We start from the raw sequence: 26,136 nt of genomic DNA, 5'->3' as shown, positions 1-26,136 counted from the left end.
GAGAACAAATCATCCGTTGGGGCTGGATTTCGAGAAGAGGGTTTCTACTGAGCCCATTCGAGGAAGTGTCAAGAACTCGGCTCCCGACCCCCTGAATCCTCTCTGTCAAGATTCGGCTCCCATTCCGTCTTGCTGTCTGTCAAATCGCTGCTTAGTGAGAGAGGTTCTCAAGTCAACCCTTCACGTCCCCGCCTGCGTCGCATGAAAATATACTGACGCCTATGAGTCCGAAGCTCAGAGTAGGAACCTGTAAGAAGTATACTGAAGAAAATCAAGAGTATTACGACCAAGAAGAGAACGTCATTGGCGGGCAAGAGAGTAAATCTCGACGTGAAGTTTACCAAGAATGACAGGCCGAACAATCCGAGGTTTACTGACCCAGAATCTCCTAGGAGCGACAGAATGACGATTAGAAGCGAGACTTCCGACAGAACTTGGAAGATAATGAATCCTTTTGCAGTCAGCGTCTATTCGGGTTCCTGCCAAGAATTGAACCCGTTTTGCCATGTTCAGGAGGTCATCGAATGCATCAAGGGGAGGGTCAGAATATCGGAGGAGGCAGGTTCCGAGATGATCGTAATGCCGTTTACGATGTGGGTCAACAAACGAGGGCAACTGAACGAAGACTGCATAACCAAGCCACTGAAGTGGCTGAAGGGTAGAGGCATCAAGGACTTGGAAGGATCCCGTTGGAGGTGAGCTTATCGTAATAGTATCAGACGGTGGTGCCAAAACGTTAAAATAACGCTTACCAAATCGTAATTCCGAGGGAGTAATAAGATTGACCACGGAGCTGCAGCTGGTGAAGGACGGCAAGGTCCTCTACAAGATACCGATTCAGGCGTATGAGGAGGACGAAGAGGGTCTGACCATGGACGTCGATCAGCAGGACATCAGCCGGCTGGTTGGAATTTTCTCGATCGCCGCCAACGAGGGCAGGCTGAGGATGATGATGGAACTCGCGAGGAGAGGCGAGATGAAGTTCTCCGACCTTCTCAAGATGTCGACCAATCCGAAGCTCGTCAAGACATGTGTTGACGACCTGGCTGAGGCCGGGATGCTAGAACACGAGGAGAGGGGCTCGTACAGGTCTTCGGAGCGGGGGACTGCTCTCGCAATCACCATGACTGCAGGGCTCTCCAGACTCTTGGACATGCTTGAGGAGGACATGAGTGTTGAGTGAGAACGACAGCTTCGACGCCGTGATTAACGAAATGCTCAGGCTTGCCGAGAGTCTTCTGGGTGGGGCCATGAACCCCATGCCCGCGCCCCAGGAAATCGAGGAGACTGCGCCAGACGAGTTGATCGAGAGAAAGGACGGGTTCACGTACGTACTGAACGCCCCGGGCTACGAGAAAGACCAGCTGCTGGTCTCCGTCCTCGAAGACGAGGTGGATGTGAAAGGGCCGGACTTCGCAGTGAGCAAGCATCTCCCTAACCGCGTCGACCCTGAGACCGTGCAGAGCAAGTACGTGAACGGGATTCTCAGCGTGACAGTGAGGAAGAGACAATAATTTCCCTAGTCCCAGACCTTAGGCGGCCCCTCGTGCCGCCGGACAGGAATCCCCTGCCGTTCACCCCGCGGCCGTCTCCCGGCGGCGGCGAATTCGAGGGGTTTGATGTACTAGGGACGGCCCACTTCACGCGGCGAAGCGTGGGCGAGGCAGTGGCCGCCGCCTCGTCGGAACGGTACTCTTCAGTGTCAATAGAGCTGGACAAGCAAAGGTTCGACGAACTCAACGCCACGTCTCTCAATGCCCCTAGGAGCATAAGGGCGATTGCGGAGGGAGAATTCGTCGCTGCGTCTGACGCATTCGGAAACAGGGACGGCGACATCTGGCTGATAGACATCGCCCTGGGCGAGATTCGCTCTCGCATCGCTCCCACACTCACAGCGAGTGAGCTCAGGGTGTGGAACGAAGTTTCGAGCCGCCTTGCGCCGTACGAAACTGCGGGAATTCGCCTCTGGGAGGCTGGCAACGAGAGGGAGGCAATGCGCTACCTAGGCTGGACGACCAGGGCGATGGAGAGGTTCTCCCCGACCCTTCACAGGGCGCTGATAGAAGAGCGGAACGTCATCATGGCGGCCCGCCTGATGGAAATCGCAGGAGTGACGAAGGGGAAGGGACTGGTACTAGTGGGCAAGGCGCACGTACTGGGTCTAGGGCGACTGCTCGCCGAACCTGCCCGAATAGCTGAAGGATTCGAGAGGTACGGGCTTAACTACTCTCCACCCGTCAGAGTCAGGAGGGCAAGGGTAAACTGACCTCAAGTGACAACAGACGGGCTCTAGTCTCGGCTGACGGCTTCGACCGGATATTCGAAATGGTGAAGGCGGCCACCGAGCAATCCCTGGGAATGCACAGGGCAGGGCTGACGCTTGTCCTCGGAGACATACCTAACAACATCGGTGCCTACCACGAGATGGGGTCGAACGTCATCGTCATGAACAGGAACCTGCTCAAGATCGTGGAGAAACTTTCAAGGTCGAGGTCGAGGAAGAACTCGTACGTCTTCATGATACTCCTGCACGAATACCTGCACAGCCTCGGCTACACTGACGACAGGCAGGTGAGGAAGTTGAGCAGGGAGGTGACTGACCAATTCCTCGGCGCGAAGCACCTCGCTTCCGACATGACAGTCAAGCCCCTCGACCAGATCTTCCCTGAACTCCCGAGGTACGCCGGCTTCAGGGACAAAGGCGAGTATGAGATGATCAGAAGGTTCGACACGTCGAGCACCCCGTACATCGGGTAAACGAAACCGTAAATACGCCATAGCATCGCGGCGCCTTTCGAAGGCTCACAGTGTCCCTTGAATTTGGCCTGATTGCCATCGACATAGCAGCTTCTTGGCTGAGGATGTTTCTCGCGCTCGGGCTGAGCGTAGTCTTCGCGCTCGCTGTGGGTATCGCCGCCGCCAGGAACAGGCGAGCCGAGGGAGTGATACTCCCTCTACTCGACATATTTCAATCGATACCAATCCTAGGATTCTTCCCATTCGTCATCATCGCAATCTATGGCGCGATACCGAACCAAGTAGGCGTGAACCTGGCGGTCGTCATTTTGATTTTCACAAGCATGTCCTGGAACATAGCGTTCGGAGTCTACGAGGCGGTCAAGGCCATACCGCAGGACTACGCCGACCTTCTGAACTTGACCAACTCAAGCCTGTGGCAGAGAATGAAGTCCATGTACATTCCCGCCTCCTTGAGCAGGATAGCATACAACACACAGACCTCGTGGGCAGTGGGGCTATTCTTCCTCGTCGCAAGCGAGATAATCTCATACGGTCCCTTCACTGTTCCGGTCACATACGGGATTGGAGTTGCAGTAGAACAGTTCACAAGTTCCACTGTTTTTGACGCTGCGAATTATGCGCTGCTGATAGGAGGGATTATCGCGGCGGTAGTTCTCTGGAGGTATTTGTTCATCAGGGAATTTGCCCTCTGGTCTGAGAGGTACAAGATGATGGAGGAACCGCGGGAAAAGCACAGGGACCCAATCATGAAGTTCTATTCTTGGGTCAACCAACGAGCCGTCTCGAAACTCTTCTTGTTTACGCAAGGGAGAGGGGTCTCTAGATTCACTTCCACCATCTCGAGATTCAGGAAGGGGCTGAAGTACGCCGTGCTGATCTTCCTAGCTCTCTTCCTCTTCCTAGTCGCGATCGCGATCACGAGATCGGGAGGCGCCAGCCTCGGGAGGCTCCCGTCCCTCTCGACTGTCGGAGCAGACGAGCTTTCTGTCCTGTATGCGCTGGGCACTTCCTTCCTAAGGGTGTGGTACGTCTACGGCATATGCGTGGCCATCGGGCTGCCCTTGGGAATCGTCATCTCCCTCAACTTCAAGCTCTACGACACCGTCTCCCCGATTCTTGAAATCATTTCATCGATACCCGCGCCGATTCTGTTACCGGCCGTGGTCCTGATTCCGGTCCTCGGAGGGCTCCCCGAAGCGGTCAGCACAATCATAATAGTGCTTGCAATAATCTGGTATATCATCTTCAACGTCATGGCGGGGGTGCGGACGCTGCCTGCTGATATCAAGGACTTGCCTCACGTGTTCAGCACCGGCCGGGGCTCAGCCTGGAGGAACGTGTATTTCCCAGGTGCAATCACAGGGTTCGTGACTGGTTCAATCACGGCGATTGGGGGGGCCTGGAACGCCCTCATAATCTCTGAATACTTCACTGTGACCAACCCAACGACCGGGAAAATAACAGTACTTACTCAGGTCCCAGCCGGAATTGGCAAGACCATCGACCTCGCAGCTTTCAGCGGCGACAATCTGACTCTGGCACTGGCCGTCATATCGATGACGGTGCTGATCGTCGCTTTCAACTTGACCGTCTGGAGGAGGATCTACCACTATGCGACCAAGCGTTACACGTATAACTACTGACCAGGGCGGGGTTTCGCAGATGTCTGCGGAGGTCACCCAGATTGCTGCGGGGACGACCATCGTCTCTGTCGAGCATGTCAGCCTTGATTACCATAAGGAAGGGGAGCCACTGCCGGTCTTGGTCGACGTCTCTTTGACGGCAGGCAAGGACGAGCTGGTCGCAATAACCGGGCCGTCTGGATGCGGAAAGTCGACTCTTATCAGAATCATCGGCGGGCTCAACAAGGCGACTTCGGGAACCGTCAAGGTCATGGACTCTGTCGTAACAGCCCCGCGGAGTGACATCTCCCTTGTCTTCCAGAACTTCGTTCTTCTCCCCTGGCGGACAGCACTGGAAAACGTCCTCTTCGGCCTCAGTTCCCGTCATGACCTGACAAACGAGCAGAAGAAGCAGAAGGCTGAGACGGCGCTGGAAGAGGCCGGATTAATGGGCTTCGAGAACGTCTATCCCGGCGAGCTTTCTGGAGGGATGAAGCAGCGCGTAGGCGTGGCCAGGGCGCTTGCGACCGATCCACACGTTCTGCTGATGGACGAGCCGTTCAGCTCCTTGGACGACCTCACAGCGGAGAGGTTGAGAAAGGAAACCCATTCGTTGCTGATTAACCCGACGGCTCCGGTCCAGACGGTGATCATGGTGAGTCACAACGTAGAGGAGATAATCGAACTTGCGGACAAGGTGGTCGTCCTCTCTTCGAGGCCAGCGCACGTAGTGGGAGAGCTCACGATTGACCTTCCAAGACCGCGGGACAAGAAATCGACCGAGTTCTTCGATTGGGTGGACAAGGTGTACGCGCTTCTATCATGACACATTCGAGCGGCTTATATCGAGCGCAGGGTTCCGCCAGGTCAATGAGTCGAACCGAACCCTCCGCCCCTTCGCTCCCGCTGGTCATGCCAGGAAGCGTCAGGGCCGGTCAGGTCATCAGCCTGGTCGAGATAACGGGAGGGCTGGGCTCCAAGGTCGACGCCCCCCAGCTCGCCGACGAATTTGGCGCAGACATCGCGGTCCTGCTTCCGATACTCGACTGCGCGGAGATGCTGGGATTGACGCGGAGCGAGAAGGGGGACATCTTCCTGACCGACCTGGGGCTGAAATTCCAGAAGACGACCAAGAACAAGGTCAGGATGCTCAAGGACAAGCTGATGCAGATTGAGCCTTTCTGGACGGCGCTGGAGCTCGCTTCGAGGAAGAGGTCAGTAACCTCAGCAGAAGTGGCGGAGAGCCTCGCCCGGCGCGGGGTCAAGTGGCACTACAGGCCGGAGCTGAACGAGCGAATCGTGAACGATCTGTTGATCCACTGGGCCATCTACGCTGACCTCCTGAGCTACAACGGCAAGACGGGGAAGTTCCAGAAGGTCTAGGGCGCTTCGCCGGAGCTGGAGTAGACGGAAGTACCAGCGACAATTGTTGCAGTGACCCCCACCTTCCTAAGCATGGCAGGATGCATCTCCGACACGTCCGAGTCGAGAAGTGTGAGGTTGGCCAGCTTTCCCTCTTCTATTGTACCATCAGTCCCATCGTCCATGCCATTCGCCGCAGAGCCCGACGTGTACAGTTCCAATCCCTCTCTTCCTTCGAGCCTCTCGACGAAAGCGTGGCCCGCCCTGACCATCGCAGCCCAGACCCCAATCATGGGGTTGATGTTCTCGATGGGAGCATCCGAACCTCCCGACGCGGCGATTCCTTCTGCCATGATTGACTTCAGTGGGTAGAGGTCGTTCACCCGCTCTTCCCCAAGCCGTGCGAGGGCCCACTTGTCGGATGATATGAAGCTCGGCTGGACGGCGATGCGGATGGAGTGCTTCACCATCTCAGCCCTGAGGTCCTTGGGTAGAAGGCTGCCGTGCTCTATCCTGTGCCTGCGCAGGTTTCGCGCCCCTGCCACAACAGAAAGCGCACCAATCGCCTGTTCGACTGCCCTGTCGCCTATGGCATGCACTATTACCTGATAGCCCATCGAGTCCGCCTTCTCGACGAGCGCGGCGAGCTCCTCGTCCGCGTACCGCAACAGTCCAGTGTTCCCAGGGTCGTCGGTGTACGGCTCCCTCAAGGCTGCCGTCCTGGCCCCCAGCGACCCGTCAGCGTACAACTTGACGCCGTTGATCCTGGCCCTGTCGTCGTTCAGCACCCGCTTGACCTTCTTCTCCTCGACGTATGGGATGGCTTCAGGAGGCATGTACACCCTGTACCTGAGCGACAGCTTGTCATCGACTTTCAACCCCGCGAGAGCCTCAAGTTCCTCCCTGTACCCATCGGGTGACACAATGCAGTGAAGTGTGCAGAGGCCGCTCCTCACAGCCTCGACTTCGGCTGAAAGCAGGTCGTTCATACACGCGGCCACCGTCTTGTCTGGCAGCCTCGCATAGGCGTCGACAAGCGCTCCTTCTTTGATTATGCCAGTTAGCTTCCCGTCAGGCCCACGTTCGTATTCTTCGCCCCGTTGTGTTTCGAGCCCCAGCGCCTCTATCGCCCTACTGTTCACCAGTCCAACGTGACCACAGACCCTGCTCAGGATTACAGGGTTCTCCAGAGTCATGTCGTCTATGTCCGACCTACTCGGGAAGAGCTTGGCTGGGAACGCCTCCTGGTCCCACCCCATCCCAACAACCCATTCGCGGGGTTGAGCCCTGCGGACCTTAGTTGCCAGTCTGAGCCTCACTGCAGTGATGTTTGCGGTTCCCCTGAGGTCCACGCTCCTCTTGAGCCATCCCACCTCGAACGGGTGGCAGTGGCTGTCCGCCAGCCCTGGGAGCAGGGTGGCTCCGCCTGCATCAATTTTCACCGTCTTCGTCGAGACGGCCTGCGTCTCGTCGCTGGAGACGCGCGAAACTACGCCGTCTCGGATGAATACGGAGCCGATTCCACCCGGCCAGACCTTGCACCTTTCTACGAGCAGACTCAGGCCGGCAGCACCTCCCTCAGAAACCTCGCGGCCGCGGTATCCCTCCCGAGCCTCAGCAACTGCCTTCCGTCGGAAATCGAGTCAAGGTCGAAGGTGACTCCCCTTCCAGTGTAGACGCCTACCGTGAGACGCTTCGAGGCCGAGCTGGCCAGGTGGGCCCAGAAGCTATTGTCGTCATAGCTCAGCCGCGGCCTTTTGCTCCTGCTGAAGATCATCAGATTGGTCCCGTTGAATGACTCCGAAGGGGAGACGACGACCGAGACCTGCCGAGCCAACGACATGACCCGTGAGAGGTCGGATGGGGAGAGAAGGGCCAGGTCTGATGGCAAGATCATGAACGAGTCGAACCTCCCGAGCGTTCTCAGCGCAGTGCGGACCGCGCTGTTCACCCCCGCGTCTGCCTTCTCTCTGATTCCGAAAGCGCCTTTCTTCGCTGCTTCTCTCAGCGCAGCGGCGTCTGACGAGATGACGAAGCAACGCTTGCCGAGCCCCGCCCCACGGACAGCCTTCAGAACGTCTGCCAACATCAAGTGAGCGAGCTTCGCCCGCTCGCTCTCGTCAAGGTGCGGGGAGAGCCTCGACTTGTGGTCCTTGCCTTTGAAAGGGACCACGACTGCGAGCCTCTTCACGCGGCCATCAGCTCCTCTGCAAGCCTCCGCTCGTCCCGCCTGTCGTGCATCACCGTGTCTGAGACGACGCATTCCAACCCGAGTCGCTCTATGCCTCGTCGCAGCCGCTCGTCGTGTTTGTCGATGACGATCGAGTCAAGGAAGCTCCTGTAGAGCCCAGCTATGCCGAGCGAGTCTGACCTTAACCCGCAGCCCCTGAGTAGCTTTCCCGCTGGACCGCTGACCGGCCCGCTGCCGACCATGGGCGAGAGCGCGACCTTCTTTCCCCTGCTCCGAGCGAGGGCTCGTCGAACCCCCTTCACAGCAAGGATCGGCCCGATGCTCGTCACCGGGTTGGCAGGACACAAGACGATCCTATCGGCAGACTCTAGGGCCCTCGCCACAGGCGCAGTGGGAGCCGCTTTGGACGCTCCCTTGTATCTCACACCTCTCACAGCCGGCCGACCCCTTTCCTTCACCCAGAACTCTTGGAAGTGAAACTCCCCACCGGGAGTGGAAACATACGTCATGAGAGGGTCGTCCGTGATAGGGAGGATTCTCTGTTCGACCCCGAAGAGCCTGCACAGCTCGAGGGTGGCTGCTGTGAGAGACAGGCCAGACCTCATGCGACTCGTCCTCAAAATGGATGTAACGATGTCCCTGTCCCCAAGCTTGAACCAAGTCTCCTGGCGAAGTCTCTTCAACTGGCCCAGGACAAAGTGGGTGTCGCCTTCCACCCCCCACCCCCTCTTGCTGTCCGCCACGCCCGCAAGGGTATACATCGCGATGTCTACGTCGGGGCAGACATAGAGACCGTGCATCCAGACGTTGTCTCCGACATTTGCTATTACAGTGAGCTCGCAGTCGCGGCCAGCAATCCCCCTGAGAAGCTTCGCCGAACCAGTCCCGCCAGCCAGAGCGACGACCTTCAGTCTCTCACCGGAAGAGATCCTTCTCTCTCTCCATCAGCATCGACTTTACACCGCCGTCCCCCCGCTTGTACTTCACCCCCCTCACCAAGGCCACTGGCGTTTCGGACAGCTTTCCAGTTACAAGCTCAGCCGCCGCAGCGATCTCGTCAACCACAGCGGGCTCGGTCACCCTCAGCTCGTAACCGTACCTGTCGGTCTTCCCCCTATAGGAGAAGAGCGGTGAGATTCCAGAGCAGCCTATCGCGATGTCCGTCTGTCCCTTCCTCCAAGGCCTGCCGAATGTGTCGGTGATCACCACTGCGAGTTCCTTCCGCGCTCTCGCTTCCAGCCTCCTCCTAATCTGCCGCGCGCTTCGGTCCGGGTCAACCGGCAAGAGAGCGACGCAGCCTGCCTTGACGTTTGACTTGTCGATGCCTGAGTTGGCGCAGACGAGGCCCTGTCGAGTCTCCGTGATGATCACGCCGTGCCCGGCCCTGACGACTCTGGTCGACTCCCTGAGGATTAGCTCAACCAGTCTCGGGTCCTTCCTCTGTTCCGCTGCGAGCCTGAGGGCAGACGGGCTGGGTTCGACCTCGCCCAACTTTACGAGCCTCCCTTCCGCTTTCGAGACGACCTTCTGCTTGACAACGACGACATCGCGGTTGCGGAGCCTGAGGCGCAGCCTCCCGAGGGCCGGCAGAATCAATGTCGCAAGGTCGGACCCTGGTTCCACCTCTGGCAGCCCCCTGACGGGAATCACCTCTAGGCCCTCCACCCGACCCAGTCCAACTCGTTCATGAAAAAGCATTGCCATTCTGAGGTTCCAACTGCAAGAATCGTCATAGCGGGTTATTAGCAGGCAGAGTCAGGTCAGACCGAAGGGATTGAGTCGTGCAGGTAGTTCAGCCTGAAAGCCCTTCCTAGCCTGCGAACGACGAACTCCCTACACCATCTTTATACATCAGAAAAAGCTCGCGCGCTATCGTGGTTAGCGAACTGGATGTCATCAAGGCCTTGGGCAAGGTCGCAGACCCTGAGCTTGGGAAGGACATCGTATCTCTCCACATGGTTGATGATATCAAAGTGGACGGGGGTACTGTGAGCTTCACCCTCAACCTCACAACTCCGGCGTGCCCGCTCAGGAGCAGGATCGAAGAGGGCGCCAGGGAGGCAGTGTCGAACCTGAAGGGAGTGAGGGAGGTGAAGATGAAGACCACTTCAACGGTCTTCGCCACGAGGGACTACGACCGCGCCGAGATGCTGAAGGGAGTGAAGAACGTGATTGCGATTGCTAGCGGCAAGGGAGGGGTCGGGAAGTCGACGGTCGCCGTGAACGTCGCCGTAGCCCTCGCGGCGTCCGGTGCGAGGGTGGGTATCCTGGACGCAGACGTTTACGGCCCGAACATACCGCACATGATGGGTGTAAAGGCGGAGGCTCAGGTAAGGGACGACAGGATAATCCCGCCCGTCGCATTCGGCGTTAAGATAGCGTCGCTCGGCTTCTTCTACAAGGACGAGACTCCGCTCATCTGGAGAGGCCCGATGGTAGCTGGCGCTGTCAGACAGCTCCTCACCCAGGTGGACTGGGGAGAGCTCGACTATCTGATCACGGACCTTCCCCCGGGAACAGGCGATTCTCCTCTGACGCTTGCCCAGACAGTGCCACTCGGCGGGGTCGTGATCGTGACAACTCCCCAGGAGGCAGCTCTCAGCATCGCGTCGAAGTCTCTGGCCATGTTCAGGAAACTCGGAGTGCCGATACTCGGCGTCATCGAGAACATGAGCTACTTCGTTTGCCCCCATTGCCTCCCTCCGGGTCAAAGGGTGATAACCGCTGAGGGGCTAAAGCGAATTTCCGAAGTAAAGGTAGGCGACCTTGTCTTGACCCACAGGGGAAGATTCAGAAAGGTGACCAACCAATTCATCCGCTATTACGAAGGGAGTCTCATTCATATCAAGACAAAGTCGGCACGGGCGTCCGAATTCGAAGTGCAACTGACAGAGGAGCACCCGGTCTTGACAAGACATCTTTCACGAAGAAAAGATGGAAGCATTCTTGAGCAGTTTAGCTGGTCGCCGGCCGCAAGTATCACGAACGCGATAGAAGGCAAATCCACCGATTTAGTGGCTTTTCCACGAATAAAGCAGACGGAGGACAGAGACGTAGTAGAATTCTCGGTACCATATCGAAATCGAACGAGGAAATACAGACTAGGAGTCAATTCCGATTTGATGGTTCTCCTAGGGTACTATCTGGCAGAAGGGTCTGTGGTCCGGAAGAAAAATAGGGGCCTTTGTGCGGTCCGGTTTACCTTCGGAATTAGCGAGAGAGAATTCGAATTCGCTAACGAACTCACCAGGGCCGCTTCGAGACTGGGTTTCAACCCTAACCTGTACAAGGCGCAGACGGGATGGAGAGTGGAGATTTCCTCGACTGCACTTTCGAGGTGGCTCGAGCAGGAATTCGGGACGGGAGCAAGAGAGAAGCGTGTCCCGTTATGGATCAAGCTTCTCCCACCCGAAAAACTGGATTGGCTTTTCAACTGCTACGTGAATGGCGATGGACATAGGAGCAAAATCGAGACAGCCATCAAAACAGTATCTTTGCAGCTGGCTGCGGCGATTAGGGATATTGGTCTCAAGCTTGGGTATCTGCCATCGGTAAGTGTCCGCGAAGGTAATTCAGATTTCCAGGGAAGGTATGTACACGCAAACAAGATTTACCGCGTAGGGTTCACATCCTCAAGGAGAACGCGGTTCGACAATGATTATGTGTATCTGAGGGTCAAGAATGCGGAAAGAATCCCGTACCAAGGCGAGGTCTACAATCTTGAGGTCGCCGAAGACAATAGTTTTTGCACCCCTTACCAGACTTTGCATAACTGCGGGGAGAAGGCGTTCATCTTTTCGACTGGCGGGGGGCGCAGGATGGCAGCGGGGCTCAACGTCGACTTCCTCGGCGAGATACCGCTTGACGTCGCAATCAGGGAGCAGTCAGACTTGGGGGTGCCAGTGGTCTCCGCCGAACCTGACTCACCCCAAGCCGTTGCTTTCAAGGAGCTCGCTTTCAGGCTCGCAGGCATGGTCAGCATAGTGGCATTCAGCAGAAGAGGGAAATGAAAGGGCAAGAGGACCGCCTCCTCAAGGAGTCTGACCGCAGGAAGAAGGCGAGAAGGAGGAGGCGCGGGCCGTACAGGAAGTCGTGGTCTCCCCGTTGATGACTACCTTCGCCTAGCGAAGGCGTCTATCTCGACCAGGGCCCCCTTGGGAAGGGCGGCGACCTGGACCGTCGTCCTTGCGGGGTAGGGTTGTTTGAAGTGCTTCGAGTACTCCTCGTTCATGAGAGGGAATTGCGCGAGGTCGACCATGAACACCGATGTCTTGACAACATCATCCATCCCTAGTCCGGCTGCCTTCAGAACCTCGCCCAGGTTCAGCAGGGCCCTCCGCGTCTGGCCAACGATTCCCTCCTCGATCTTCCCAGTCGTCGGGTCTGCGCCAATCTGGCCGGAGCAGAAGACCATCTCTCGTGTCTCGACGCCTTGTGAGTATGGACCGATGGGCTGCGGTGCGGTCCCCGACCTGACCTCGCGCTTCATTGACTGGAACCTGGCCTCCCAGCCATCCCCGGACTTGTCTTGAGCTGCTTCAAGACCTTTTCGTAGAGGTCTTCGTCGTCCTCGAACTCGACCAGCTCCTTCCCTTCCATATGAAGCAGCATCCTGGAGAGAATGCTCCCCTTCTTGGCGACGAGGATTATCCTCTTTCTAGCTTTGTACGCAGCCATTATCTCCATGCCAACGCCCGTGCTTGGCTGCGAGACATCGGCGAGGGTCGCGTCGCTGTTTTCCACCCCCAGCCTGTCCCTTTGGAAGACGTTCACGGCAACAGAGTCTTTCTCCACCGGGCCAAGGACCCACGGAGATGCAACTTCGTGCCCCGAGTCTCGTATTGCCTTGGCGAGTATGTTTGCCCTACTGAGCGTCCTGTTAGCTATCATCGGTACTGAGAGGTATATCTTCACGGCTGACAACGTCGGCTTGGCAGGTTTATGCTTTGGGGGAGACGGGCCCAACAGGAGCCAAGGACCTGACTCTCCTGTGCTGGCACTTCTCGGGCATGTGCGCGTAGCAGTACGTTGCTCCGCAGACATGGCAGACGAAGTAGTAGCCATGGTTCAGCATCCGGCCGCACAGTCCGCAGGCTGCCTGAGGCCGGTCCTCCGCCCTCTGCGATGTCCTGCTGCTCATCTCAAGAATCCGTATCACGCGGTCATAATTAAACGTGCACGAAGAATTTTATGATTTGCCCCCAGGGAACCCTGAAACTATTAGAACCATTGTGAAAATCTTAGAGGGCGAACAGCAGCTGCGGAATTACCAAACTAGGCGGGAAAGCCCACAGGCTTTAGTCGTGGGAGGATGTCACCTCTTGTACCCGATCTTGCGCAGGAACTCGCGCCTCTCCCGCTTATCCGCTTCCTTCTCCAGACCAGCAGATTTCGCCCCGTCGACGACGCCGAGCACGCCCCTCCCGCTTCCTGTTTCGGCAATCGCCACTACCACGTTGTTTGAGGTAGCACAATAGATTCCAACGACCTCCTCGACCGCCTTTATCCTGTTGAGGACGTTGATCGGGAATGCACCGTTCAGCACGACAGCGAAGCAATGGCCGGCGGCGACCCTCGATGCGTAGTCGCACGCAAGGTCGATGGACCGCTGGTCCGTTCCGTCGAAGCGGACGAGGGCCTTCCCTGAGGCTTCGCAGAAGGCGACGCCGAACTTGATCCCAGGCACGGCTGTCGAAAGAGTCTCGTAGATGTCTTCCACCGTCTTGATGAAGTGGCTCTGTCCGAGGACTAATTGGAAACCATCAGGGACAAGGAGTTCGACCTGCTCGATCTTCACCCCTCAGAAGGAAATCTGCGGTCTCTAATCCTTTTCCGCGAGAAGGCGAGGAGGTTCAGGCCGTCCTAGTCAAGCTGGACACCTGCGCGCGGAGAGCGGAGAGCCCCGACTGGATGACCTTCTCCTGCCGGACTAGGCCCAACCCGCTGATCACCGCGTCGGATATTGGCTTGCCTTCTCCCTTCGACAAGAGGCTCACTATGAGCGACTGTTCGGGTTCCTTCCCCTCTGCCCCCAACATCTTTCTGAGGACTTCGGGCAGAATCTCCATGGCCTCATAGCCGAGGAAGGAATAGCAGTCTGCGTGCTGGATTGCGTTGTTGAGGAAGGCCGCCTTCTCCTTCACAATCTGGAACGTGATCCTGGTCGACGTAGGCGCGGACGCTTCAGGGTCGGCTTGGGGAGCGTCGAGCACGTCGTAGAGCACAGCCATGGATTCGAGCCTGGCTTCGCAGTCCTTCCGCGAGGCTCGCTCCAGACCAGCCGCAGCCGAAAAAGCCTCGAACTTCTTCGGCGAGCCTCTGGAATGCTCCTTCAACTGTGCGAGGAGGTGGCTGGGGGCGGGCTTGACCTCCAAAGCGTAGAGCCACGCGATCGCGAATTCGTAAGCGGCTGAGAGGAGCCAGAAGTCAGCGTCCTCCGCGGCACCCTTCGAGAGGGCCTCGTCCGCCCTCCCCATCGCCTTCAGTGAGGCACCGAGACGCGCCTGCGCGCCCCTCCGGGAGTTCTCAGGCAGGACAGCCTGCGCGGCAGAGCAGCCCGCGGAGAGAAGGAGAGTGCTATCCCTGACTATCTTGGCGAATGCCATGGAGACCGCGATCTCCGGATCGCTTGGCTGCAGGGCCTCTTTCTCGGAAAGGAAGAAAAGGTCCAGGCGTGCGTCCCCCATCCTTAGAGTGTTCCTTGGTCGAACTTCCTTCGTGACCACGACGACGTCGAATTCGCAGCATTCTCTCTCTATCCCGAGCGAGCGACAGCCGACTAGGGCGACTGCGCTGTCGGAGTAGGTATCGAGCACAGGTCTCAAGAGCTGGACCAAAGTGCCACCGTTTGCTTTCACGGTCCCAATGGGCTGAGAGGAGAACGATATAGCGCTTCAGCCTGTTGCGGAGGGGGTCAGCTTCGCCTCGCGCTCACGACGCAGTCCTCCAGGGAGGCGATGCCGCCTCTTTCAATCCCCGCCGCAGCGCACATGTCATCGATGACGCCGTCAATCAGGACCCTTGCCCCGTCTCCGAAGGTCTTCTGCATCGACCTTGCGTACTCACTTGGACTGCTGACTGCCATCCGCCTATCCACGTAGAAGTCTACGGCCTTCAACGTGTCCCTGTCGAAGACCTTCGAGAGAGCACTCTCAATCGAGTTCAGGACCAGCTCGTCGAGGCTACTTTGGCGCGTCCGCCCTACCCCTGAACAAGCCGTAGGCCCTGCACTCGGCGGAACCTGAGAGAGGAATCGTGAGCGTCTTCAGCTTGGGTTGATTCACGTCGGCAGCCAAGTGCAGGCTAGGGATCGCAATGCCGATAATTAGCACCGCGCCCAGGACGTTCAGAGCGAACCCCAGGTCTAGGGGGAGCAGTTTCACGAATCCGCCCCGGGTCCAATCCTGGCGTTCCAAGCGACTGGGTTGGTCGTCCGTATTGAATTAATGAAGCAAGTGTGGGGAGAAAGCTGCAAGTCTTGCAATTCACTGCAAAAGCGAGCAGAATCGTCCACAACGCATAAATACGTGGTCTGCGGGCTCTTGTTTGTAAATTTAACCGTTTTGGTAGAGAGCATGTTCTCAGACAAAGATTACACTCGGTTGATGAAGCTTCAGAAGGCCATGGACAAGTGCCCTCGCTGCGGCAAGGGCCCCATGGTCGTCGACAGCGCCGGAGGCGAACTCTTCTGCGGCAGCTGCGGATTCGTAGTCAAGGAGAAAATCGAAGAGACCGGCCCCGAGTGGAGGGCCTTCTCCAAGGAAGAGAAGGACGACAGGAGCAGGGGCGGCATACCGACCTCCATAGCCATGCACGACATGGGCCTGGCGACGGTGATCGGGGGCGTCAACAAGGACGCATCCGGCAAGTCGCTCTCTGCGTCAATGAAGGCCACGGTAGAGAGGCTGAGGACCTGGGACAGCAGGAGCCAGGTGCACGAGCCAGTCGACAGGAACCTGAGGCAGGCGTTCAGCGAGCTCGACAGGCTCTCTGACAAGCTCTCGGTCTCCGACGCGGTCGTCGAGAAGGCGGCCTACATCTACAGGAAGGCCCTCGAGAGGGGGCTGGTGAGGGGAAGGTCAATTTCCGCGATAATCGCAGCGTCGCTCTACGCTGCCTGCAGGGATACGCAGACTCCCAGGACTCTGAAGGACCTGGCTGCGGTGAGCAACGTCAAGAAGAAGGACATCGCTAGGTGTTACAGGCTCCTACTGAAGGAGATGGACCTCAAGATGCCGGTGGTAGACCCCACGAAGTGCGTCTCGAGAATCGCTTCAAAGGCTGGGCTCTCCGAGAAGACGAAGAGGAGGGCGCTGGAGATTCTGAAGAGGGCTGAGGAGACGAGGATCTCGGCGGGGAAGGACCCGATGGGTCTCGCTGCGGCCGCGCTCTACGTCGCGTGCACCCTTGAGGGGGAGGACAAGACGCAGAAGGACGTCGCCGAGGCCGCGGGTGTGACAGAGGTCACCATCCGGAACAGGTACAAGGGTCTCAGGTCGGCTCTCGGCATCTAACAGCCCGAAGACAAACCTGCTTTCGAGGTCAGTCTAGCACGCTAGGGTTAGGTTTCCTCGACCAGCCTCGCCTTGCTGATGGCTTCGAGGTCCGACCTAGGGAACGTCTTCGGGAAGTGTTCGGAGAGGACCTTGACGTACATGTCCGTCTCGGCGCCGTCCATGTATTGAAACATGTACTTACCCTTGTAGGGAGACGGTGTGCCCTCCCTCCTCAGAAACTCGATGTGGATTAGGGGTTCGCCCTTCTTGATGGTTATCGGCGTCCTCTCGTTGCTGAGGTTGACCAGTTCGAGTGCGAGCCTTCCGACGAAGCCGCTGTGGACCTTTACCGAGTTGAGGAAAGAAAGGCCGAGCCTACCGAACTTGCTCTTGGAGGTCAGGTGGGCGACGCAGTCGGGCGGGGTGAAGACGATCTCCTTCGAAATCATGTTCCTATGCTCGAGGTAGTTCAGAGTCCTGTCCTCCCTCACGGTCAGGACGTAGCCGTCGCCGTCGAAGGCGCTTTCTACAGATGGGAAGATCACCTTGTACTTGGCCACCATTTCCTTAAGGACTGAGGCCCCCAGGACTGTCAAGAGTATCGCCCCATTGCCTTCTCGCCCAGCCTTATCAAACTTCGAACCTGAGAGACGCTGCCTCCTCCCTTCGTTTGAGGACCCAGCGTATCCCTAGGTATGACACAACGAGGAAGCTCGACACTCCAAGCACACCGATCATGTCGACTGTCACGACCTGCTGAAGGAAGTAGCCGGTGTCCGACGTCCAGGGGATTCCGTACGCGCCTTGGCCAAAGAAAGCGAAGACGCTTCCAAGGTAATCGATCCCCCAATGCACCAAGACAGCAGCGTGGAAGCCGTATCTGATGTAGATGTACCCGAGCACGACCCCGGCGTAGGCAGCCTCGGGGAGCTTTCCAATCTCCCAACCTGAGTTCGAGGTTACGTGGACCAGTCCGAAGGTCAAGGCGCTGGCGGCGAGTGCGAACCCAAGAGCCGCTTTCGTCACGGTGTTGTTCTGCACATCCTCGTACGCCACCGACGGCCTCCAGATGGCCTTGAGGGCAGACCTCCACGGCTTTCCGATGGAGGCGAACGCCGCTATCAGCCCGATGATGAGGACTCTGAAACCGAACTCCTCTCGGAGTGGTGCGATTGTCAGGCTGAGAAAGAGGTTCATGGCGTCGCCGCTCAGCCCTCCCACAGGCACGCCCCCTGCGGTTTCAAGTGTGTCTATGACAAGAATGGTGAAGGCAAGGAACCCCAAGGCAGCCACGGTTGCTAGGAGCGTGTTCGAGAAGAGCGCGCCGAATCCGTCTGTGAAAGCACTCCTCACCGCTCGGACCAGACCTCGTCCCTGGCTCGCAGCGAGGAGGAACATCGAAGCGTAGATTGCGCTCATGGCTACGAAGAAAGCTCCTATGCTCCCTGGCATGGGCACAATCTGAAGGAGTGGGCCCAGGAAGATGTAGATCCCAGAGATTGGCGTCGAAGCGGTGTACGTTTGCGAGAGGTTCGTGTAGAAGACCGTGTATAGCCCGAATGGGAACGACAGCGCGAAGAGGGCCAGCGTGATGACTAGGATTGCTGCGAACGCGCCAGCGAGAATCTGGTAGGGGCGGAGATGCCAACCCTGTGCTTCTGACGTCAGCTCTCTCCCTCATTGTGCGAGGCTTTCTCTAAGTAGACGGTCCCCTTGTAACCGCAGCTGGTGCAGTAGTAGTCTTGAGGGACCAGCCAACCTCCGAGCTTGCTCCCCTTCTGGAGCGGCTTCAGGCACTTCGGGCAAAGCTTCGAAGTTGGGCGAACAGGGCTCCTCCGAGTTATCCTGGGTTTCCCGACCTCGATGTCGCTCGGCGGTGGCATTTGCACCGCGGACAGCAGCCACAGTTTAAAACCGTTCCAAGCGGTTGGCTGCTGGAGAGCCCGGGTGGTCGTCGAATTCTGCTACGCCTGCGGGGCAGAAATGATCGAAGTCCAATCCTGCAGGTTCAGGTGCAACAGCGTGGTGCCCTGCTTGACTGCGGGGACGTCTCAGGCCTGCCGAAGTAGCTCACCACTTTGCGAGCTCGAGCGCAGCCTTCTCCACCTTCTCAGAGCTGGGCATGTACTCCTTCTCGAGTGGCGACGCGAAAGGTATGGGCAGGTCTGGCGAGCATACTCTTGAGAGAGGCGCCTTCAGGCGGTCGAAGGCTTCCTCGAAGACGGTGGCTGCTATCTCTGCCCCAACGCCGCCCGTCTTCATGTCGTCCGAGGCTATCAGCAGCCTTCCGGTCTTGCTGACCGAGTCGATGATCGTCTTTCTATCAAGGGGCTGGATTGTCCTAGGGTCGATGACCTCGGCGTCTATTCCCTTTTCGGCAAGCCTCTCAGCAGCGGCCAGAGCCTCGGGGACCATCCTAGAGATGGCGACGATCGTCATGTCGCCTCCTTGCCTCTTCACGTCGGCCTTGCCTAGCGGGACCTCGTAGTAGCCCTCAGGAACGTCTCCCTTGCTCTTGTAGAGCATCGCACACTCGACGAACAGGACTGGCCCCTTCTCCTTCAGCGAGGCGTTGAGCAGGCCCTTGGCGTCGTGCGGAGTGGACGGAGCAACGACCTTTAGGCCAGGCGCCTGCAGGAACCATGCAGGGAGGAACTCGGAGTGCTGGGCGCCGTGTGCCCTGCCGAGGCTGTACTGTGTCCTGAGCACTAACCCGGCCTTCAGCTGCCCTCCGGACATGTAGTAGAGCTTCGCGGCGTGTGTCACGAGTTGGTCCATCGATATCGGCAAGAAATCCATGTACATTATCTCCGCCACTGGCTTCATCCCAAGGAGGGAGGCGCCGAGAGCGGCCCCCACGATTGCAGCCTCGGAGATGGGCGTGTCGATGACCCTGTCTGCTCCGAATTCCTGCAGCAGACCCTTGGTCACCCCGAAGGCGCCACCGTACGCCCCTATGTCTTCACCGAGCAGAAAGACGTCGTTGCTCCTCTCCATCGCGCTCGAGAGGGCTTCATTGAGGGCCTCAAGGTAGGTGAGCTCTCTCATGTCAGTCACTCTGGGTAGACCATTCCTTGCAGCGTGGAGAACTCCGGGTAGGGGCTCGCCCTGGCCTTCTTCACTGCGGCTTCAATCTCGTTGTCGATTGTCGACCTCATGTCGCCGTATTCCTTCTCCGAAAGCACCTTCTGGTCAACCAGAAGCTTGCTGAACATCGCGATGGGGTCTTTGCCGGCCCACTCCCTCACCTCGTCGCTTGGTCTGTAATCAGCCTTGTCGTAAATGCCGTGTCCCTTCATCCTGTAGGTCCGAGCCTCGATGAAACACGGACCGTCACCCCTTCTGCAGATTCCTCGCGCCTCCTTCATAGCCCTGTAGACTGAGACTGGGTCGTTGCCGTCAGCTACGAAGGTCGGAATGTCATACGCCGCGGCTCGTTCTGCGATGCTCTTTGACGCAACCCCCCTGGCTTCGGGGAGTGACATGGCGTACTGGTTGTTCTCGCACACGAAGATGGCAGGGACTTTCCAGACCGCAGCCAGGTTGACCCCCTCGTTGAAGGAGCCGGAATTCACGGCCCCGTCCCCAAAGTAGGCCACGACCACGGCGTCGAGCCCCTTCTTCTTCACGGCAAGGCCCATTCCAGCAGCTATCGGGATGTTGCTCCCGACGATGGCAGTCGCAAGCATCAGCTTCTTCTCTGTCCAGGTGGCCGCATGCATCGAACCGCCGAGACCTTTGCAGGTTCCGTCCACCCTCCCCATCAGCTCAGCGAAGACCTTGTCGAGCGGGGCGTCCCGCGTCACCGCGTGGCCATGGCCCCTGTAGGTCGCAAGGACGTAGTCGTCCACCGTGAGTGCCTCAGCCGCACCGGCCGCTATCGCTTCCATTCCGAGATAGAGGTGGCAAGGCCCGGTGATGAGGGCCATCTTGAGGTAGAGCTCTTCGACCTTCTCCTCAAACCGCCTCGCCAGCACCATCTTCCTCAGAATCGACTTCAACTTCTCGTCAGGTATCCCGAGTCCCTTCAGCTCGGTCGGCGTAGTGGTTCCGACCGTGACGATATCGTTCATCCGAAACCGCGACCCCCAGAGACGATATAACCTTTCGAGGACATTCTCCGAGACTCATGCCCTATCTCTGGGCCCTGTCGCGTCAGCGCGCGATCAAGGCAGGACTGCGACCTTCAGGGCTTCCCCCCGCTCCATCAGCTCGAAGCCCCTTCGAATTTCGTCCAGGCTGACTCTGTGAGTGATGAGCGGTTTCGTCTTGACTTCGCCGCTCTCAATCGCCCTGACCGCCCTCCTGAACGCAGTGGGCTCGTGATGGAAGGAGCCGATCACACTCGTCTCTCCGTAGTGTATCTTCCCTGCGTCGAACTCCACCCTCGTACCCGAGGCGCAGCCCCCGAATTGAAGGACGCGGCCTCCGTTCCGCGCTGCTCCGAAAGCAGATTCCCAAGTCTCCTTTCTGCCCACGGCCTCCACAACTACGTCCGCCCCTAGACCTCCCGTAGCTGTCCTAACCCTGTCGGCGAGGCTCCCATCGTCAACCTGAATCACGCTGTCGGCTCCCAGCCGAGACGCGACCTCGAGCCTTCCACCCGACCTGTTCGCAACGATCACCTCCGCACCCTTCGCTTTCAGCAGCTGCAGGAACATCAAACCAAGGGCCCCTGCGCCTACTATAGCAACCCTCTCCCCCCGTTCCACCTGGACCCTGTCAAGCGCGTGTATGACAGAAGCCAGTGGCTCAGAACATGCGATCTCTTCGGGCTTTGATCTCTTGAACCTGTAGGTATTCACCTCTGCGATGTTCCTCGGAACGAGCAGGTACTCCGAGTAGGAGCCTGGAACCGAGAAACCGACCAGACCTTCGGTGATACTGCTGCAAAGGGTGTAACTCCCTCGTTTGCACATCTCGCACTTCATGCACGGAGCGGAGTTCGACGCCACAATCCTGTCACCACGCCTGAACTTCGCGCCGCGGCCTGCCTCCTTGACGACCCCGCTGTATTCGTGCCCAATCGTGATCGGAGGCTTGATCAGCGGGTGGCCTCTCATGAACGTCTTCAGGTCCGTGCCACACATGTCAGAAGCCAGGACCTCGATGAGCAGCTCACCTGGGCCGACCTCTGGTTCCGGAACATCCTCCAGCCGCACGTCGCGGGGGGCGTAGAAGCGGGCAGCCTTCAACGACTGCAGGTCGCCTCTCTTGCTTTATAATTAGGCGTGGCCGCCGACCCTTCGCCTTGAAGTCGCTGGTGCTTTCGTCCCCCGGGCACCTTGAGATAAAGCAAGTCCCCGTCCCCAAAGCGGGCAGGGGCGAACTCCTGGTCAAGATGAAGTGCTCAGGGGTCTGCGGTACTGACATCGAGAAAGTCAGGGGAGAGGCGATCACTCCGCCAGTGTTGGGCCACGAGGTTGTTGGAGTAGTGGCGAAGCTGGGAGACGGAGTAAGAGGGTTGCGAAAGGGAGACAGGGTCTTCGCCCACCACCATGCGCCATGTCACAAGTGCAGTGTCTGCGCCAGGGGTGAATACACACTCTGTGCAGAGTTCCCGAAGCACAACATCAGACCTGGAGGTTTCGCAGAGTACTTTGTTGTGCCTCGCTGGAACGTCGAGCGTGGGGCAGTGCTGAAGCTTCCAGGCAACCTCTCCTTCGAGGAGGCGTCTTTCATCGAGCCGCTAGGCTGCTGCCTTCGCGGTCTGGAGGGGGTAGGTGCGGCAGGCGTAAAGAGCGCAGTCATCTACGGGGCGGGGCCTGTGGGCCTGACCCACCTTCTCCTCTTGCACAGCTTTGGCTGCAGAAAGTTGGTGATGAGCGATTTGAGCGCGTACAGGCTGAGCTTTGCGAAGAGGTTGGGTGCCTCGCGGGTTTACGACCCGAGGGAGGAGGGCGCACGGGGACGCGCCTTCGAGCTATTCGGAAGTGAAGGGCCAGAGCTCGCACTCGTTGCAACAGGGAGCCCGGCAGCCTTCAAGTCGGCATTACAGGATGTCTCCAAGGGCGGGAAGGTACTTCTCTTCGGTGCCCCGCCGAAGGGCGCGACTGTGGAAATGAATCTCGCCCAATACTTCCTGAAGGGTATGACAGTAGTCTCGAGCTATTCCACGACTGAGCTGGAAACAAGAAGGGCGCTCCGACTGCTTGCCGACCGCAAAATACACCTCTCCAAGCTCGTGACTCAGAAGTTCAGCCTGGAGGAGGCGCCTGAGGCGTTCCGCGTCGCCCGGGAGCAGAAGTGCATCAAGGCAGTAGTCTGCGACTGACGGCTAGGCCGACTGCTTCACGATTATCTGACCCTGCATCCAGACAGGGTGAATGCTACAGTGATACGTGTATGTGCCAGGGACGGCGAGTGTCACGGTAAATGTCTGTCCATTGCTTAGGCCCGAGCCTCCCGACGCGAACATGGCCGCGCCACTCGGAACGCCCGTTGCCACGACGGTATGGGTGACATTGTCCATGTTGACCCACTCGATGGTGTTGTTGACGCCGATCACCACGACCAGTTTCGCAGGGGCAAAGTTGAGGGCCAGATTGCTGCCCACTCCAGCCGGCATCACGATCTGAACTGTGCTGGGGGTCGTTGCTGTCTGGGTCGGTCCCGCACGGGCCGGGTACAACTCATATGCGGCAAGAGCGGCGATAATGACCACAACGATAGCGATTCCAGCCTTCGCAGCGTTGCTCATGCCGCTTCGTCTGGTCATCGTCATTGTCCGTTGTCTCAGGTCGGCATAGATGAACCTTTGGGGTGGCTAAGGGCCTCGCCGCGCGGCAATGATATAAGCGGGCCAGGACGACGCGACGAAAGTACACAAGCCTTGCCAGTCTGTGATGTCTGCGGAAGAGAGTTCGCCACAGAAGACGCCCTAGCTCAGCACGCGAGGGACAAGCACGAAGGGGGAAGCGGAAAGCCAGTCGGTGCTGTGCCGAGGAAGACGGGCACCGGGGGAAAGGCCTCCAGACCGAGAAGCCTCCGCAGACGAAACCGTCACACCGTGCTGATCGGGGCTGTCGCTGTCGCGGTCGTACTGGGGATTGGGTTCTACTTGCTTATCGCACCATCTCTGGCGGGCCCTCCGTTTGCGTGCACCAACGGCGAGTGGATTCATGTGCATCCTTACTTGCAGATCGCCATTCAAGGCAGCAGCGTGACCATCCCAGCGGGCGCCGGCAGCGTGCAACAGGGGTCGTGCCTCGAACCGATTCACACGCACGACGCCTCAGGCATCCTCCACATCGAATTAGCCCAAGCTGAAGCGACGAAGAACTTCACCTTGGGCGACTTTTTCACCATTTGGAAGTACACCTACGGCACAGTGAATTTCAACGGGAGTTCGCGCCCGATCGTCTTCAACTCGACGGACATCCTCGGTTACAAGACCGACGCGACCCACCAAGTGGTCCTCTTGGTGGACGGGAGGAGCTCCACGGCGTGGGGCTCCCTCAACTTGGAACAGCTGGACTACTGCAGCGTCAACACCACGGGCCCGCCCTGCTCTCCCACAGCGGTGGGCGACCCAACTTGGAACGGCGGAAGCTCCTACCCGTATGGGACGGGTCACACAATAGAGATCGAGTATGTCACGAAGAGCGGGTAGCTTGAATAGGAGCTGCCTGCGAAGACTCTTCGCTCGGGGCGGATACTGATGGGTTTACCAGAGAAAATAAAGAAGATCGAGGACGACCTGCACAGGACCCAGGTCAACAAGAAGACCGAACACCACGTCGGACTCCTCAGGGCCAAGCTGTCCAAGCTCAAGGCTGAGCAGGAGGAGCAGCAGTCCCGGCGCTCAGGCAGCAGCATCGGATACGACGTGAAGAAGTCGGGCGACGCGACGATCGTCATCATCGGCCTCCCGAGCGTTGGCAAGTCGACGCTCCTAAACAGGCTGACAAACGCGAAGTCCAAGGTTGCGCCTTACGCGTTCACCACCCTGGAGGTCGTACCCGGAGTCATGGATTACAACGGAGCAAGGATCCAAATCCTCGACCTCCCCGGGATAATACAGGGCGCATCCTCAGGGAGAGGCCTGGGCAAACGCGTCCTCTCTGTGGCCAGGAACGCAGACCTCATCCTCTTCATAGTTGACGTCTTCCAACCAGACGCCAGGGCCCTCCTCGAGAAGGAGCTCAGGAACACTGGGGTCAGGGTCGACGAGAGGCCCCCGAACGTCGTGGTCGAGACGACTAGCGGAGGGGGGATACAGGTCGCGCTTCAGGGGAAGCTTACCAAGATGAGCGAGACTCTTGTGAAGGAGATACTGAGGGTCTACGACATCAATAGCGCGCGAGTGGTCATAAGGGAAGATGTCACGGACGAGCAGTTAATCGACGTCTTGCCGGGGAACAGGTCCTACATCCCGTCCCTGACTGTGATGAACAAGATCGACCTCGTCAACGCCGGGTTCACGACCGAGCTGAGCAGGAAGCTCCCCTACTCCTTCGTCCCGATATCCGCGGAAGCAGGCGTCAACATAGCCGCCCTGAAGGAGGAGATCTACAAGAGGCTCGGCTTCGTCAGGATCTACATGCGGAGGAGGACGGGCGAGACTGACTTCGAGGAGCCCATGATTGTAAAGAGGGGCTCCACAATAATGGAGGTCTGCGACAAGGTCCACAGGGGGATGAAGGACGACTTCCGTTACGCGCTTGTGTGGGGTAAGAGCGTCAGGTTCGGCGGGCAGCGCGTGGGCATAAACCACAGGCTGTTGGATGAGGACGTGTTGACGATAATCACGAGGTAGAACTCAAGAACGGAATGACCGAGGAGATGCTGAAGTCTCTCGAAGAGGAGAGGAAGGTCAGAAAGATAGCGACGATTCCAGAGGTGGTCAGGATAATCGTGAGCGAATACTACAAGACGAAATCAGAGAACTGAAGGCAGAGGTCAAGCGCCTAAGGAGCCAGTCTCGTCTTCTGTTCCTTATGGTGTTCTTCCTTCTGATTGCGGTTCTTGCCCAGTTCTTGAGGGGCGTTTGAATTGCAGAAACCCCTCGCGTTGCAGATAGATGATTCCTGTGACAATGGTGAGCACAAGGCCGAAGAACTCGATATACCCTCCCCACAGTCTCCAAACATTCGAGAACCAACCCCAAGTAGGATAGGGAGGGTTCAACGCTGTGTTCATGACTGCGATGTCGTATTGGTAGATAGTTCGTGCGGCGTTGTTGGCGTTGACCGCCACATCGCCATAGACCATAGAGGAGTTGGTAATCCAGACCAGCGGGATGAGGGTTTCCCCGACTGCCGACTCGGAGTAGTAGTTCGAGAAGATGAGGCCGTAATTCGTTTTATGATAGTCGATGGAGATGTTGTTGGGCGACAACTTCGTTCCCATTGCTGGCCTCAGGTAATCTGCCGTCTCGTTTGTGATTACAACCGTCTGGGGACTGGCATTCTGAGAGGTTCTGAAGATGAACTCAATCCAGCCACTAAAGGTTCCGCTGTCTCTGGCGACCTGAACCTCCCAACTCCCAATGGGTCGGTAGAGGTCGAAGAAGTGTGCGATGCTGGTAAAGTTAGCCCATTTCCCTTGATTCTTGGCGAGCAGGCTGTTGTAATCGGCGATGGTGTTGTTCACAAATTGCGAGACTGCGGTTTGGTTAATCGGATAGTTGCCGCTGGGTATGGGCAGGTTGGGGGACGCAAAGACGATAGGGAATCCCACCGTCTGTTTTGGTGGGGTTGGATGG

At 58.1% G+C, this 26,136-nt stretch carries 32 protein-coding genes and 2 pseudogenes; 15 read left to right on the top strand and 19 right to left on the bottom strand.

The window, feature by feature from the left end:
* Window positions 1-402: 402 nt before the first annotated feature.
* The 8 genes from LYZ69_03680 (at window position 403) to LYZ69_03645 (ending at window position 5,765) form a co-directional block, all read left to right on the top strand.
* Window positions 403-699 carry a hypothetical protein gene (locus LYZ69_03680; protein ID MDV3277551.1) on the top strand — a complete coding sequence of 99 codons (297 nt, stop codon included), beginning with the start codon at window positions 403-405 and terminating at the stop codon, window positions 697-699.
* An 82-nt stretch (window positions 700-781) separates the two neighbouring features.
* Window positions 782-1,183, top strand: a complete 402-nt coding sequence (locus LYZ69_03675) for a hypothetical protein (protein ID MDV3277550.1) — start codon at window positions 782-784, stop codon at window positions 1,181-1,183.
* Complete coding sequence (locus LYZ69_03670; GenBank protein MDV3277549.1) at window positions 1,176-1,514, top strand: Hsp20/alpha crystallin family protein; 339 nt, start codon at window positions 1,176-1,178, stop codon at window positions 1,512-1,514. The genes LYZ69_03675 and LYZ69_03670 overlap by 8 nt, the downstream gene beginning before the upstream one ends.
* Window positions 1,515-1,546: 32 nt before the next feature.
* Entirely contained in the window at window positions 1,547-2,266 is a 720-nt protein-coding gene (locus tag LYZ69_03665; GenBank protein MDV3277548.1) for a TraB/GumN family protein, read from the top strand.
* Window positions 2,267-2,358: 92 nt separating this feature from the next.
* Window positions 2,359-2,757, top strand: coding sequence for a hypothetical protein (locus tag LYZ69_03660; protein ID MDV3277547.1), 399 nt, complete (start codon window positions 2,359-2,361; stop codon window positions 2,755-2,757).
* 50 nt (window positions 2,758-2,807) lie between these two features.
* Window positions 2,808-4,403 carry an ABC transporter permease subunit gene (locus LYZ69_03655; GenBank protein ID MDV3277546.1) on the top strand — a complete coding sequence of 532 codons (1,596 nt, stop codon included), beginning with the start codon at window positions 2,808-2,810 and terminating at the stop codon, window positions 4,401-4,403.
* A 19-nt stretch (window positions 4,404-4,422) separates the two neighbouring features.
* The gene (locus LYZ69_03650; GenBank protein ID MDV3277545.1) at window positions 4,423-5,208 is read left to right on the top strand and encodes an ABC transporter ATP-binding protein; all 786 of its coding nucleotides are present in this window, start codon (window positions 4,423-4,425) and stop codon (window positions 5,206-5,208) included.
* A gap of 44 nt (window positions 5,209-5,252) precedes the next feature.
* The gene (locus LYZ69_03645) at window positions 5,253-5,765 is read left to right on the top strand and encodes an AAA-associated domain-containing protein (protein MDV3277544.1); all 513 of its coding nucleotides are present in this window, start codon (window positions 5,253-5,255) and stop codon (window positions 5,763-5,765) included.
* On the opposite strand, the gene LYZ69_03640 is transcribed toward LYZ69_03645, so the two are convergent.
* The 4 genes from LYZ69_03640 to cofE form a co-directional block, all read right to left on the bottom strand.
* Window positions 5,762-7,186 (bottom strand): amidohydrolase, encoded by a 1,425-nt coding sequence (locus LYZ69_03640; GenBank protein MDV3277543.1) that lies wholly within the window; start codon window positions 7,184-7,186, stop codon window positions 5,762-5,764. The two genes, LYZ69_03645 and LYZ69_03640, sit on opposite strands and share 4 nt — an antisense overlap.
* Window positions 7,187-7,302: 116 nt before the next feature.
* Window positions 7,303-7,935 (bottom strand): 2-phospho-L-lactate guanylyltransferase, encoded by a 633-nt coding sequence (gene cofC, locus LYZ69_03635; protein ID MDV3277542.1) that lies wholly within the window; start codon window positions 7,933-7,935, stop codon window positions 7,303-7,305.
* On the bottom strand, window positions 7,932-8,792 hold the full coding sequence (gene cofD, locus LYZ69_03630) for a 2-phospho-L-lactate transferase (GenBank protein MDV3277541.1): 861 nt from the start codon (window positions 8,790-8,792) through the stop codon (window positions 7,932-7,934). Before cofD ends, cofC begins: the two co-directional genes overlap by 4 nt.
* Before the next feature lie 58 nt (window positions 8,793-8,850).
* The gene (gene cofE / locus LYZ69_03625; protein ID MDV3277540.1) at window positions 8,851-9,600 is read right to left on the bottom strand and encodes a coenzyme F420-0:L-glutamate ligase; all 750 of its coding nucleotides are present in this window, start codon (window positions 9,598-9,600) and stop codon (window positions 8,851-8,853) included.
* A 209-nt stretch (window positions 9,601-9,809) separates the two neighbouring features.
* On the opposite strand from cofE, the pseudogene LYZ69_03620 reads away from it, so the two are divergent.
* From LYZ69_03620 to LYZ69_03610, 3 genes and pseudogenes are all read left to right on the top strand, one after another.
* Window positions 9,810-9,971 (top strand): annotated as a pseudogene (locus LYZ69_03620) (iron-sulfur cluster assembly protein).
* Between the two features lie 141 nt (window positions 9,972-10,112).
* A pseudogene (locus LYZ69_03615) lies at window positions 10,113-10,574 on the top strand (Mrp/NBP35 family ATP-binding protein).
* Window positions 10,575-11,057: 483 nt separating this feature from the next.
* Complete coding sequence (locus tag LYZ69_03610) at window positions 11,058-11,945, top strand: P-loop NTPase (GenBank protein ID MDV3277539.1); 888 nt, start codon at window positions 11,058-11,060, stop codon at window positions 11,943-11,945.
* Window positions 11,946-12,046: 101 nt separating this feature from the next.
* Here LYZ69_03610 and LYZ69_03605 read toward each other — a convergent pair whose 3' ends face one another.
* The 7 genes from LYZ69_03605 to LYZ69_03575 form a co-directional block, all read right to left on the bottom strand.
* The gene (locus tag LYZ69_03605; GenBank protein ID MDV3277538.1) at window positions 12,047-12,424 is read right to left on the bottom strand and encodes a Rid family detoxifying hydrolase; all 378 of its coding nucleotides are present in this window, start codon (window positions 12,422-12,424) and stop codon (window positions 12,047-12,049) included.
* Window positions 12,421-12,849, bottom strand: coding sequence for a hypothetical protein (locus LYZ69_03600; GenBank protein MDV3277537.1), 429 nt, complete (start codon window positions 12,847-12,849; stop codon window positions 12,421-12,423). The genes LYZ69_03605 and LYZ69_03600 overlap by 4 nt, the downstream gene beginning before the upstream one ends.
* 25 nt (window positions 12,850-12,874) lie before the next feature.
* Window positions 12,875-13,075, bottom strand: coding sequence for a hypothetical protein (locus LYZ69_03595; protein MDV3277536.1), 201 nt, complete (start codon window positions 13,073-13,075; stop codon window positions 12,875-12,877).
* Between the two features lie 174 nt (window positions 13,076-13,249).
* Entirely contained in the window at window positions 13,250-13,732 is a 483-nt protein-coding gene (locus tag LYZ69_03590; protein MDV3277535.1) for an adenosine-specific kinase, read from the bottom strand.
* 55 nt (window positions 13,733-13,787) lie between these two features.
* Complete coding sequence (locus LYZ69_03585; protein ID MDV3277534.1) at window positions 13,788-14,792, bottom strand: hypothetical protein; 1,005 nt, start codon at window positions 14,790-14,792, stop codon at window positions 13,788-13,790.
* A 56-nt stretch (window positions 14,793-14,848) separates the two neighbouring features.
* Entirely contained in the window at window positions 14,849-15,052 is a 204-nt protein-coding gene (locus tag LYZ69_03580) for a hypothetical protein (GenBank protein MDV3277533.1), read from the bottom strand.
* Between the two features lie 64 nt (window positions 15,053-15,116).
* A complete protein-coding gene (locus LYZ69_03575; protein MDV3277532.1) occupies window positions 15,117-15,350 on the bottom strand; it encodes a hypothetical protein in 234 nt (77 codons plus the stop codon).
* A gap of 159 nt (window positions 15,351-15,509) precedes the next feature.
* Between LYZ69_03575 and LYZ69_03570 the strand changes: the two genes are divergently transcribed.
* On the top strand, window positions 15,510-16,448 hold the full coding sequence (locus tag LYZ69_03570; protein ID MDV3277531.1) for a transcription initiation factor IIB: 939 nt from the start codon (window positions 15,510-15,512) through the stop codon (window positions 16,446-16,448).
* Window positions 16,449-16,495: 47 nt separating this feature from the next.
* Here the strand turns inward: LYZ69_03570 and LYZ69_03565 are convergent, their stop codons facing one another.
* From LYZ69_03565 to LYZ69_03540, 6 genes are all read right to left on the bottom strand, one after another.
* Window positions 16,496-17,026: a hypothetical protein gene (locus LYZ69_03565; GenBank protein MDV3277530.1), complete on the bottom strand. Its 531-nt coding sequence runs from the start codon at window positions 17,024-17,026 to the stop codon at window positions 16,496-16,498.
* Window positions 17,027-17,060: 34 nt separating this feature from the next.
* On the bottom strand, window positions 17,061-17,849 hold the full coding sequence (locus LYZ69_03560; protein MDV3277529.1) for a CPBP family glutamic-type intramembrane protease: 789 nt from the start codon (window positions 17,847-17,849) through the stop codon (window positions 17,061-17,063).
* Between the two features lie 245 nt (window positions 17,850-18,094).
* Entirely contained in the window at window positions 18,095-18,313 is a 219-nt protein-coding gene (locus LYZ69_03555; protein MDV3277528.1) for a transposase, read from the bottom strand.
* Between the two features lie 187 nt (window positions 18,314-18,500).
* Window positions 18,501-19,478, bottom strand: coding sequence for an alpha-ketoacid dehydrogenase subunit beta (locus LYZ69_03550; GenBank protein MDV3277527.1), 978 nt, complete (start codon window positions 19,476-19,478; stop codon window positions 18,501-18,503).
* 5 nt (window positions 19,479-19,483) lie between these two features.
* Window positions 19,484-20,503 (bottom strand): thiamine pyrophosphate-dependent dehydrogenase E1 component subunit alpha, encoded by a 1,020-nt coding sequence (locus LYZ69_03545; protein MDV3277526.1) that lies wholly within the window; start codon window positions 20,501-20,503, stop codon window positions 19,484-19,486.
* Window positions 20,504-20,596: 93 nt separating this feature from the next.
* Window positions 20,597-21,625, bottom strand: coding sequence for a zinc-binding dehydrogenase (locus LYZ69_03540; GenBank protein MDV3277525.1), 1,029 nt, complete (start codon window positions 21,623-21,625; stop codon window positions 20,597-20,599).
* 56 nt (window positions 21,626-21,681) lie between these two features.
* Here LYZ69_03540 and LYZ69_03535 point away from each other — a divergent pair, with 56 nt between their 5' ends.
* Entirely contained in the window at window positions 21,682-22,704 is a 1,023-nt protein-coding gene (locus tag LYZ69_03535; GenBank protein ID MDV3277524.1) for an alcohol dehydrogenase catalytic domain-containing protein, read from the top strand.
* A gap of 3 nt (window positions 22,705-22,707) precedes the next feature.
* Here LYZ69_03535 and LYZ69_03530 read toward each other — a convergent pair whose 3' ends face one another.
* Window positions 22,708-23,148 carry a plastocyanin/azurin family copper-binding protein gene (locus tag LYZ69_03530; GenBank protein ID MDV3277523.1) on the bottom strand — a complete coding sequence of 147 codons (441 nt, stop codon included), beginning with the start codon at window positions 23,146-23,148 and terminating at the stop codon, window positions 22,708-22,710.
* A gap of 114 nt (window positions 23,149-23,262) precedes the next feature.
* Here LYZ69_03530 and LYZ69_03525 point away from each other — a divergent pair, with 114 nt between their 5' ends.
* Window positions 23,263-24,042 (top strand): hypothetical protein, encoded by a 780-nt coding sequence (locus tag LYZ69_03525; GenBank protein MDV3277522.1) that lies wholly within the window; start codon window positions 23,263-23,265, stop codon window positions 24,040-24,042.
* A 48-nt stretch (window positions 24,043-24,090) separates the two neighbouring features.
* Complete coding sequence (locus tag LYZ69_03520) at window positions 24,091-25,188, top strand: GTP-binding protein (GenBank protein ID MDV3277521.1); 1,098 nt, start codon at window positions 24,091-24,093, stop codon at window positions 25,186-25,188.
* A 179-nt stretch (window positions 25,189-25,367) separates the two neighbouring features.
* On the opposite strand, the gene LYZ69_03515 is transcribed toward LYZ69_03520, so the two are convergent.
* Window positions 25,368-26,111 carry a hypothetical protein gene (locus tag LYZ69_03515; GenBank protein ID MDV3277520.1) on the bottom strand — a complete coding sequence of 248 codons (744 nt, stop codon included), beginning with the start codon at window positions 26,109-26,111 and terminating at the stop codon, window positions 25,368-25,370.
* Between the last annotated feature and the right edge of the window lie 25 nt (window positions 26,112-26,136).

This window comes from Nitrososphaerales archaeon (genome assembly GCA_032906765.1).
GTDB lineage: Archaea > Thermoproteota > Nitrososphaeria > Nitrososphaerales > Gagatemarchaeaceae > DASPPF01.
This window is presented reverse-complemented; position numbering and strand designations above follow the sequence as displayed.

Bases quoted from the DNA above. Each gene is read 5' to 3' on its own strand.
- LYZ69_03680 (MDV3277551.1), top strand. From the start codon at position 403: ATGACGATTAGAAGCGAGACTTCCGACAGAACTTGGAAGATAATGAAT.
- LYZ69_03660 (MDV3277547.1), top strand. From the start codon at position 2,359: ATGCACAGGGCAGGGCTGACGCTTGTCCTCGGAGACATACCTAACAAC.
- LYZ69_03650 (MDV3277545.1), top strand. From the start codon at position 4,423: ATGTCTGCGGAGGTCACCCAGATTGCTGCGGGGACGACCATCGTCTCT.
- LYZ69_03645 (MDV3277544.1), top strand. From the start codon at position 5,253: ATGAGTCGAACCGAACCCTCCGCCCCTTCGCTCCCGCTGGTCATGCCA.
- LYZ69_03610 (MDV3277539.1), top strand. From the start codon at position 11,058: ATGGTTCTCCTAGGGTACTATCTGGCAGAAGGGTCTGTGGTCCGGAAG.
- LYZ69_03605 (MDV3277538.1), bottom strand. From the start codon at position 12,424: ATGAAGCGCGAGGTCAGGTCGGGGACCGCACCGCAGCCCATCGGTCCA.
- LYZ69_03595 (MDV3277536.1), bottom strand. From the start codon at position 13,075: ATGAGCAGCAGGACATCGCAGAGGGCGGAGGACCGGCCTCAGGCAGCC.
- LYZ69_03570 (MDV3277531.1), top strand. From the start codon at position 15,510: ATGTTCTCAGACAAAGATTACACTCGGTTGATGAAGCTTCAGAAGGCC.
- LYZ69_03560 (MDV3277529.1), bottom strand. From the start codon at position 17,849: ATGAGCGCAATCTACGCTTCGATGTTCCTCCTCGCTGCGAGCCAGGGA.
- LYZ69_03555 (MDV3277528.1), bottom strand. From the start codon at position 18,313: ATGCCACCGCCGAGCGACATCGAGGTCGGGAAACCCAGGATAACTCGG.
- LYZ69_03550 (MDV3277527.1), bottom strand. From the start codon at position 19,478: ATGAGAGAGCTCACCTACCTTGAGGCCCTCAATGAAGCCCTCTCGAGC.
- LYZ69_03545 (MDV3277526.1), bottom strand. From the start codon at position 20,503: ATGAACGATATCGTCACGGTCGGAACCACTACGCCGACCGAGCTGAAG.
- LYZ69_03530 (MDV3277523.1), bottom strand. From the start codon at position 23,148: ATGACCAGACGAAGCGGCATGAGCAACGCTGCGAAGGCTGGAATCGCT.
- LYZ69_03520 (MDV3277521.1), top strand. From the start codon at position 24,091: ATGGGTTTACCAGAGAAAATAAAGAAGATCGAGGACGACCTGCACAGG.